The sequence below is a fragment of the Enterococcus sp. DIV0167 genome, assembly GCF_050541555.1.
GTDB lineage: Bacteria > Bacillota > Bacilli > Lactobacillales > Enterococcaceae > Enterococcus > Enterococcus faecalis.
In genome coordinates this window covers 2,741,878-2,750,188 of the sequence record NZ_CP172933.1, presented here as the reverse complement: position 1 = coordinate 2,750,188, position 8,311 = coordinate 2,741,878, and the positions used below count along the sequence as shown (strand labels likewise).

The 8,311-nt window shown below is 37.4% G+C and carries 10 protein-coding genes; 8 read left to right on the top strand and 2 right to left on the bottom strand.

Annotated elements, in window-relative coordinates:
• Positions 1–522 precede the first annotated feature (522 nt).
• The 5 genes from rpmH (at position 523) to IGM09_RS13160 (ending at position 3,735) form a co-directional block, all read left to right on the top strand.
• Positions 523–657 carry a 50S ribosomal protein L34 gene (gene rpmH / locus IGM09_RS13180; RefSeq protein WP_002356012.1) on the top strand — a complete coding sequence of 45 codons (135 nt, stop codon included), beginning with the start codon at positions 523–525 and terminating at the stop codon, positions 655–657.
• A gap of 203 nt (positions 658–860) precedes the next feature.
• Complete coding sequence (gene rnpA / locus IGM09_RS13175; protein WP_033625232.1) at positions 861–1,217, top strand: ribonuclease P protein component; 357 nt, start codon at positions 861–863, stop codon at positions 1,215–1,217.
• Positions 1,217–2,044 carry a YidC/Oxa1 family membrane protein insertase gene (locus IGM09_RS13170; protein WP_002356010.1) on the top strand — a complete coding sequence of 276 codons (828 nt, stop codon included), beginning with the start codon at positions 1,217–1,219 and terminating at the stop codon, positions 2,042–2,044. The genes rnpA and IGM09_RS13170 overlap by 1 nt, the downstream gene beginning before the upstream one ends.
• 14 nt (positions 2,045–2,058) lie before the next feature.
• On the top strand, positions 2,059–2,835 hold the full coding sequence (gene jag / locus IGM09_RS13165) for an RNA-binding cell elongation regulator Jag/EloR (protein WP_002361456.1): 777 nt from the start codon (positions 2,059–2,061) through the stop codon (positions 2,833–2,835).
• A gap of 177 nt (positions 2,836–3,012) precedes the next feature.
• Positions 3,013–3,735: a response regulator transcription factor gene (locus IGM09_RS13160; RefSeq protein WP_002363545.1), complete on the top strand. Its 723-nt coding sequence runs from the start codon at positions 3,013–3,015 to the stop codon at positions 3,733–3,735.
• A gap of 43 nt (positions 3,736–3,778) precedes the next feature.
• Here IGM09_RS13160 and IGM09_RS13155 read toward each other — a convergent pair whose 3' ends face one another.
• Together IGM09_RS13155 and IGM09_RS13150 are read right to left on the bottom strand one after the other, a co-directional pair.
• Positions 3,779–4,474: a GntR family transcriptional regulator gene (locus IGM09_RS13155; RefSeq protein WP_002356006.1), complete on the bottom strand. Its 696-nt coding sequence runs from the start codon at positions 4,472–4,474 to the stop codon at positions 3,779–3,781.
• Between the two features lie 133 nt (positions 4,475–4,607).
• Positions 4,608–6,005 carry a CitMHS family transporter gene (locus tag IGM09_RS13150; protein WP_002410309.1) on the bottom strand — a complete coding sequence of 466 codons (1,398 nt, stop codon included), beginning with the start codon at positions 6,003–6,005 and terminating at the stop codon, positions 4,608–4,610.
• A 404-nt stretch (positions 6,006–6,409) separates the two neighbouring features.
• Here IGM09_RS13150 and IGM09_RS13145 point away from each other — a divergent pair, with 404 nt between their 5' ends.
• Genes IGM09_RS13145 through IGM09_RS13135 form a run of 3 tightly spaced genes read left to right on the top strand, consistent with a single transcriptional unit; the run spans position 6,410 to position 8,302 of the window.
• Entirely contained in the window at positions 6,410–6,772 is a 363-nt protein-coding gene (locus tag IGM09_RS13145; protein WP_002356004.1) for a hypothetical protein, read from the top strand.
• The gene (locus IGM09_RS13140; protein ID WP_002363547.1) at positions 6,756–7,157 is read left to right on the top strand and encodes an acetyl-CoA carboxylase biotin carboxyl carrier protein subunit; all 402 of its coding nucleotides are present in this window, start codon (positions 6,756–6,758) and stop codon (positions 7,155–7,157) included. The genes IGM09_RS13145 and IGM09_RS13140 overlap by 17 nt, the downstream gene beginning before the upstream one ends.
• A 29-nt stretch (positions 7,158–7,186) precedes the next feature.
• Positions 7,187–8,302, top strand: a complete 1,116-nt coding sequence (locus IGM09_RS13135) for a sodium ion-translocating decarboxylase subunit beta (RefSeq protein WP_002383526.1) — start codon at positions 7,187–7,189, stop codon at positions 8,300–8,302.
• Positions 8,303–8,311: the final 9 nt, after the last annotated feature.

Below are 8,311 nucleotides of genomic sequence, written 5' to 3'. Positions count from 1 at the left end.
ACAGTGACCTCCTATATGTTTAAATTTTGGTTATCTAAAAAATGTGGATAACTTAAAAGAATGAGCATAGTCGATTTTAGCATTTTTTTAAAACTTTTTCCACAAGCAATTGTTCAATGTGGAAAAAAAGTACACAAGGGTGAAAAAAGTTTTCCACAGGGTGTCGACACTTGCGGAAGAAAGTGGTTGTTGAATGAGTTATCCACAAAAAATTGAGAATAATTAAGCTTGACACAATCATGTTTCAATAACTTATCAACAGCTAAAAAAGCACCTGTGTAAAACTTTTTAACAGGCTGTTTTTTTGTGTAAAACTAGTGGAAAAATGGCTGTGAACAGAAAAAAATGTGGAAAACTATCCACAAGCTACTCACAGGAAAATTTAATTTGTGGATAATTGAAACGAATCTTTCTCAGGAAATATTTCTTAAATTTTATTGACAAAAGACCCTATTACTCGTTATACTATCAAAGTATGTCTATATATTGATGGATAGTTACAATTTCAGGAGGTGTAATTGCATGAAAAGAACGTATCAACCAAACAAACGTAAACGCCAAAAAGTTCACGGATTCCGTAAACGTATGAGCACTAAAAATGGCCGTCGCGTATTAGCAAGCCGTCGTCGTAAAGGTAGAAAAGTTATTTCTGCTTAATGATGGTCTGGTCTTTTAAACAGTCAATTTCTAAGAACCCTTAGTTATCTCCATAATTTTTTGGAAGATGTGAAGATAACTAAGGGTTCTTTTTCTGTTTTCAATAAAAGAAAGCAGGATTCTATAGAAAAGGCTACTAAAAAAGAGCGGAAATATGCTATTATTATTAAGAAGTAAAAAAATATAGAAACAAAGGGATGCCGATGAAAAAGTCCTACCGTGTCAAGAAAGAAAAAGAATTTCAACAGGTGTTTAATAAAAAACAATCTTGTGCAAATCGTCGTTTCGTGGTGTACGTTTTAGAGAAACCACAACAAGTCCATTTTCGAGTGGGGATTTCTGTTGGGAAGAAAATTGGAAACGCGGTCACAAGAAATGCTGTGAAGCGGAAAATCCGCGCGAGTTTATTTCAATTAAAAGACCGTATCTCTCCAGAAATTGATTTTATCGTGATTGCACGTCCAGGATTGGAAAAGTTATCGTCTGAAGAAGTGAAAGCTAATTTAACACATGTGTTAAATTTAGCTAAAATATTAGATGTAAGAGAGGGAATTGAGTAGTGAAGAAGTATAAGCGCTTATTATTAATGGCTGGGTTAGTGACCTTAGTCTTTGTTTTATCCGCCTGCGGAACCGCGCCCGTAAGTGAAAGTAGTACAGGAATTTGGGATCGATACATTGTTTATTATTTTGCCCAAGCGATTAAGTTCCTATCATTAGGCGGCAGTGTCGGAATTGGGATTATCCTATTTACGTTAGTCATCCGGATTATTTTATTGCCGTTGATGCATTTCCAAACGAAGAGTATGCGTAAAACACAAGAGTTGCAACCGCAATTAAAGGCCTTGCAACAAAAATATTCTTCAAAAGATCCTGAAACACAACGCTTATTCCGAGAAGAACAGCAACGTTTGTATGCAGAGAATAATGTGAATCCTTACATTGGCTGTTTACCACTGTTGGTTCAACTACCAATCATGATGGCTTTGTATCAAGCCATTTCACGCGTGCCTGAGTTAAAAGAAGGAACGTTCTTGTGGTTAAGCCTCGATAAGCCGGATCCGTATTTAATTTTACCGATTTTAGCAGCTGTCTTTACGTTTGCTAGTACGTATCTTTCAAGTATGAGCCAACTAGAAACAAATGCCTCACTGAAAATTATGAATTACGTTATGCCAGCGATGATCTTCTTTATGGGGATTTCATTAGCCAGCAGTTTATCTCTTTACTGGGTGGTCTCAAATGCCTTCCAAACAGGGCAAACATTGTTATTAAACAATCCATTCAAAATCCGTAAAGAGCGGGAGGAAGCAGCACGTCAAGCCAAAGCACGGGAGCGAGCGCTTGAACGAGCAAAAAGTCCTAAGAAAAAAGGGAAGAAAAAATAAAGGAGGTCGTTCAGATGCCGATTTATGAAGGAAATACAATCGAAGAAGCAACGCAGAAAGGCTTACAAGCACTTGGTTTAACCAAAGAGGATGTTACAATTGATGTGTTAGACGAAGGAAAAAAAGGATTTTTAGGTCTAGGAAAAAAACTTGCCCAAATTTCAATGGAACCAACGATTAGTGAGCAAGTCACAGAAGCGGTCGAAGAAACAGTGGAAGATATTGTTGTTGCCGATGAAGCAACAGCAGTGGAAGAAGCAGTTGAGGAATTAACCGAAGCAATTCCTAGTCTCTCAGAGGAATCAACACATTCTTTAGAAAATCTGGAAGACGAAGCTGCTATTACTGAATTAGCGATGTATTTAACGAATATTTCAAATGAACTGAACGCCCCTGCCATGGTTCGCATAGCGCGCGAGAATGGCAATATTATCTTCCATTTAGAAACAGAAAAACAAGGTATCTTAATTGGAAAACACGGAAAAGTGTTAAATGCGTTACAGTATTTAGCGCAAGTCTTTATTCACCGCATTGCAAGCAATAAGCTATCGATTGTTGTGAATGTCGGAAATTATCGTGAAAAACGTCATGAAATTTTGGAACGTTTAGCGAAACGCACCGCGGAAAAAGCCAAACGTACTGGGCGGCCAGTCTTCTTGGAACCAATGCCGGCTTTTGAAAGAAAACAAATTCATCACACGCTAAGTAAAGATGAGCAAATCAAAACCCATTCTGAAGGGGATGAACCTTATCGGTATTTAGTGGTTGAACCAGTTAAGAAGTATTTTTAAACAAACAAAGAAACGTTGGCAACTCTCAGCAGGGACTGAATAGTTGCTAACGTTTCTTTGTTAAATGATTTTTTAGCCGTCTTCGTTTCTTTTTTTATGTTATGATAATCAGTAATTACTCCAGTAGTAAATTCAAATGAAAAAGTTTTGTAAAGAGACGTAGGGGGAGCAACAGGTATGCGTACGGAGAAAATACTGGTTGTAGATGATGATGCAGCAGTTCGTCGCTTGATTTGGAAAGCATTACAATCAACAGGTATTCTTATTTACCAAAGTGAATCAATTGAAAAAACAAAAGATATCGTGTCCAGAGTTACCTTTGATTTGTTCATTTTAGATGATAACTTGGAACATGACAGCGATGGTTACTACTTAGTCCAAATGATTAGAGAGAAATATCCACTAGTGCCAATTATCTTTTTTAGTAGCAAAAAAGAAGAAGAGGATATTATTGCAGCCTTGGAAATGGGCGTGGATAGTTATATAACGAAACCTTTTTCCTTGAATGTTTTTAAGGCTCAGGTGATTGCTTCGTTGAATCGAGCTCGAATGATTCGAAAACAATTGAATGTTTATAAAAAAGAAGAGCTACAGGTAGGCGATTTCCGTTTTGATTATGGTCGTTATCAACTATTTAAAAAGGATTTACCTATTTCATTGTCTTCGAAAGAAGTTCAATTAATTCAATTTTTTCTGGAGAATCCCGAGCAAGTATTCTCTAAAGAACAAATTTACAGCAGTGTTTGGGGTACTGGGGATGTCGATGCGAATACGATTATGGTTTTTATTAATCGTTTACGAAGTAAATTAGAAGAAAACCCGAAAGAACCTTGTTACCTTCGGACCGTTTGGGGCATTGGTTATACCTTTACGCCAGATGGTTGCGTACAAAAAAAATGAAAAAAGGCCCGCAGCTGCACGAGCGACTGCGGGTCTTTTTTGCTTATTCAATTTGCCGACGTTCCATTTCTTTCAAAATAAATTGAAGCGAACGATTTAGATGTTCATGGGTTAAAAGTGTGATCTGGTCAATATTCTTTGTTTTCATTCCGCGGAAAATTAACCAATGTTCTTCTAGGGCAATACTACGACGTTCTGAGGCACGAATCGCAATATCTCTGAAATAGATTAAGTAAGCATGGAGATCAGTCACAATTTTTTTTAAACGTAGCATCTGACTCTTAGTATAAATAAAGGAATTAAAATCTGAAAAGTTCTGTAGTAAGTCATCTACTTGGTTATTTTTATTGTATTGTTCTCCTTCGAGAAGTAAGGCTTCCAATTCATCAAAATCTTCTGGTGTCATGAGTTCCATGGCTTTAATGGTTGCTAAAGTGTCCAAAGATTTACGAATATCATAAATTTCATAAGCATCTTTCATACTAATCCCTTTAACCACGATACCCACCATAGGTATATGTTCTACCAATTGTTCTTTGACCAATTCTTGTAAAGCAAAGCGAATGGGCGTCCGACTAATGTTTAATTGCTCGGAAAATTCTTTTTCGTTAATCCGTTCACCCGCAGGAATATCCCCTAAAATAATGGTTTTTTTAAAGGCTTCGTAGGTACAAATTTTTAGAGGTTTACTGCTGGTTAAATCTAAGTTCCGTTTTACTGCTTCAACCGTTGGATTCATATGAGGCACCTCCCTATAGGTTATTTTTATAGATAATAAATATAATATTAAAAATGAAAATATAACGCAAGAAAAGACAAAATGAAAAGAAAACCGAGGAGAAAAGGCACTCCTACGGTTTCAGCGACGACGTTTAATTTTGTGGAATAAATAAAGGCATGTGACCTAAAGCAACAATTGTAACAACGAAAATAACGAAAATTCCTAAGGCATATTTTGCCGATTCTTTTTGCCATTGGCCCATATCTAAACCAGTTAAACGTAATAGCAAGTAAATAAATGCCACTAATGGACTTAATAAGTGGAACGCTTGCCCCATTAAGGAAGCTAAAGCCATAGACATATTGTCAAATCCATAAGAACGTCCAGCTTCTGCTAGGACTGGTAAGACACCGAAATAGAAACCATCGTTTGAAATAAAGAATGTTCCTGGTGCTGAAATGAACGCAATCACTAAGCCCCAAGCGCCGGCTAATTGTTTTGGAATAATATTAACAAAGCTATTTGCTAAGGCATTGGCCATACCAGAACCTTGGAATAAGCCCATGAAGACGCCAGCAGCAAAAACTAAGATAACTACTTGCACAGCGTCACCAGCATTTGCACTGATGCGGCTGCTTTGATCTTTTAATTTTGGATAGTTGATCATTAAAGCGATACAAGTACCAACTAGGAATAATAATAGCGGTGGCATTTCAATCCACGAAGGCAAACCTAATTGACCAACGAATGAACTTAGGACTAACCAACCGATTAAGATAATCGTTAAAATACCATTGAATGCAAAATTCTTTGGACGACGAATTTCTAATAACTCAGGATCGTTAACAATAGTCATTTCTTCCAATTCTTTATCAGTAAGCGTTGTCACGCCTAAGCGAGCACGTTCTTTTTTCCCCATGCGATAAGCAACAAAGAAGATAACATACAATACAGATAAAATCATACCAGGTGCTAAATAAGAAAGAATGTCGGCATCAACTTCTAGTACGGCCATGGCACGAGCTGTTGGACCGCCCCAAGGTAATAAGTTCATAATGGTGTTTTGTAAGATAACAAGCACACCTAAATTCATCAATTTCATATTAAGTTTTTTGTAGATGGGAATAAACGCAGAACAGCAAATCAAGGTCGTGGTTGTTCCATCTCCGTTTAAGGAAACAGCAGCAGCAACTACCGCAGTAGCCATCAAGACTTTCATTGGATCGCCTTTAGCAAAGTAAATCATTTTTTTAGTGATTGGGTCAAACAAACCAGCGTCCAACATAATAGAGAAGTAAAGAATGGCAAATAATAACATAATACCAGTTTTTGAAGTAGTTGAAATCCCATCTAAGACGAAATTCCCAATGTTGACTTCAGGGACAACACCGTCAGCACCAGGTGGCGGACTCGCTACTCCAGTTGCAATTGCAATCAAAGTAAAAATAAGAGGAATAATTACTAAAGATGTAAACGGTGACAATTTCTTTTTCATGATTACATACATAAAGATGATAATCATACCATAAGCTAAAATAGTGAGTAACATGTTTTTCTTCCTTTCTTTTTTTAGAACTTTTTTGTAAGCGTTAACAACCGGTGTTAATAAAAAAGAATAGCCATGAGAAATGTTTCACAGTATTCTGGTTTACAACAAAAAATATTTTTTGTGTTTGTCTATAGTGTGAGAATATACAAACTTTCGCAGAGAATAAATAGCCTAAAACAAAAAGAACATCAAAAAAACAATTCAACAATCAAATTCTTATTAATAACTTAATATAATATTAATAGAATCTTAACGGCTGATAAATGCTTATATACCAATGTTTACAGAGTTTTTTTCACAAAATAAACAATAAAAGAACAATCTGAGCTAGTGTTTTCACTAGGTTTTTTAACGGTTTTTTCTATAATGAACGTATACCAAGAATTAGTGAAAGGAGAGACAATATGGGCCTATTTAAGTCCTTATTCAAGAAAGAGCAACACACGCAGGATACCGAGATTAATGAAAGCGTTATCCAACGTGAAGCGGATAACTTGGAAAAGCGATGGATAGATATACCAGCATATATTCCTGCTGAACCAAAAGAATATCAATTGGTAAGTATTGTGGCCACTGCCATCGCAGCAGGAGAGTTTCCAGAAAGTCGTTTTGTTATCAAAAAAATCGCAAAACGAAATCCAGAAGCAAAAGAAGTTGCCATTATTGCAGCCAGTATAGCTGCAGAGCTTTCAGAAGAGTCTCAGCTAGTTGTCAAAAGAATTTCAAAACAAAACCTTGAGGAGGATCATTATGTTACGCAAATTTAAAATTTCAATTGATGGGAAAGAATATTTAGTCGAGATGGAAGAAATCGGTGGCGTCCCACAACCAGCACCTGTTGCACCACAACCAACAGCGCCAGTTGCTACGACAGAAACACCAGCCCCTGCTGTTGAAGAAGCCCCAGCGCCAGCAGCACAGCCAGCCGCCCCAGCAGGAGCAGATGCAATGCCTGCGCCAATGCCAGGAACTGTGTTAAAAGTATTAGTCAATGTTGGTGATACGGTGTCTGAGAACCAACCATTGTTAATTTTAGAAGCAATGAAGATGGAAAATGAAATCGTTGCAGGAAAAGCAGGTACGGTAACAGGAATTCATGTTACCCAAGGCCAAATTGTGAATCCAGGGGAACCATTAATAACAATTAACTAGAATTAATTTAAGAAGAGGAAGTGATTTGTGTGGAGACACTGATTCAAGGTGTTATAGGAATGGGCCAAGAACCAGGACGCATTGTGATGATGCTGATTGGTGGACTATTAATGTATTTAGGAATAAAAAAAGAGTATGAACCAACACTTTTAGTGCCGATGGGTTTAGGAACGATTTTAGTGAACTTTCCCAATTCCGGCGTATTGAGCGCTGGCGGCGAGCCAGGTCCGTTTAATGTTCTTTTTGATTTTGGAATAAAAACAGAATTATTCCCGTTATTATTATTTATTGGGATTGGGGCAATGATTGATTTCGGGCCATTGTTACAAAATCCGTTTATGTTGATGTTTGGTGCCGCTGCACAGTTTGGGATTTTCTTTACAGTTATTATGGCTGTTTTATTAGGTTTTGATTTAAACGATGCTGCTTCGATTGGGATTATTGGTGCCGCTGATGGTCCAACGTCTATTTTCGTAGCAAATACCTTACATTCAAAATACATGGGGGCCATAATGGTTGCCGCTTACTCCTACATGGCGTTAGTTCCGATTATTCAACCAGTAGCGATTAAAGCAGTGACGACGAAAGCCGAACGTCGGATCCGTATGACTTATCGGGCCGGTGAAGTTTCTCAAACAGCGAAAATTCTTTTCCCGGTTGTTATTACGATTGTCGCAGGGTTAATTGCGCCGGTGTCATTACCATTAGTTGGTTTCTTAATGTTTGGGAACTTATTAAGAGAATGTGGCGTTTTGGATCGTTTATCCATTACAGCTCAAAATGAATTGGTCAATATTATTAGTATCTTGCTAGGACTATCTATTTCCGTTAGCATGAACTATGCAGAGTTCTTAAAAGTCGATACGTTGATGGTTATTGGCTTAGGGTTAGTCGCCTTTATTATGGACTCAGTCGGCGGCGTGCTTTTTGCTAAATTCTTGAATTTATTTAGAAAAGAAAAAATCAATCCCATGATTGGTGCTGCGGGTATTTCCGCTTTCCCAATGTCTAGTCGGGTCATTCAAAAAATGGCTACAGATGAAGACCCACAAAACTTTATTTTAATGCATGCTGCTGGTGCCAACGTTTCAGGACAAATCGCTTCTGTAATTGCTGGTGGCTTACTATTAGCCTTTTTAACATAGGACGGAAAG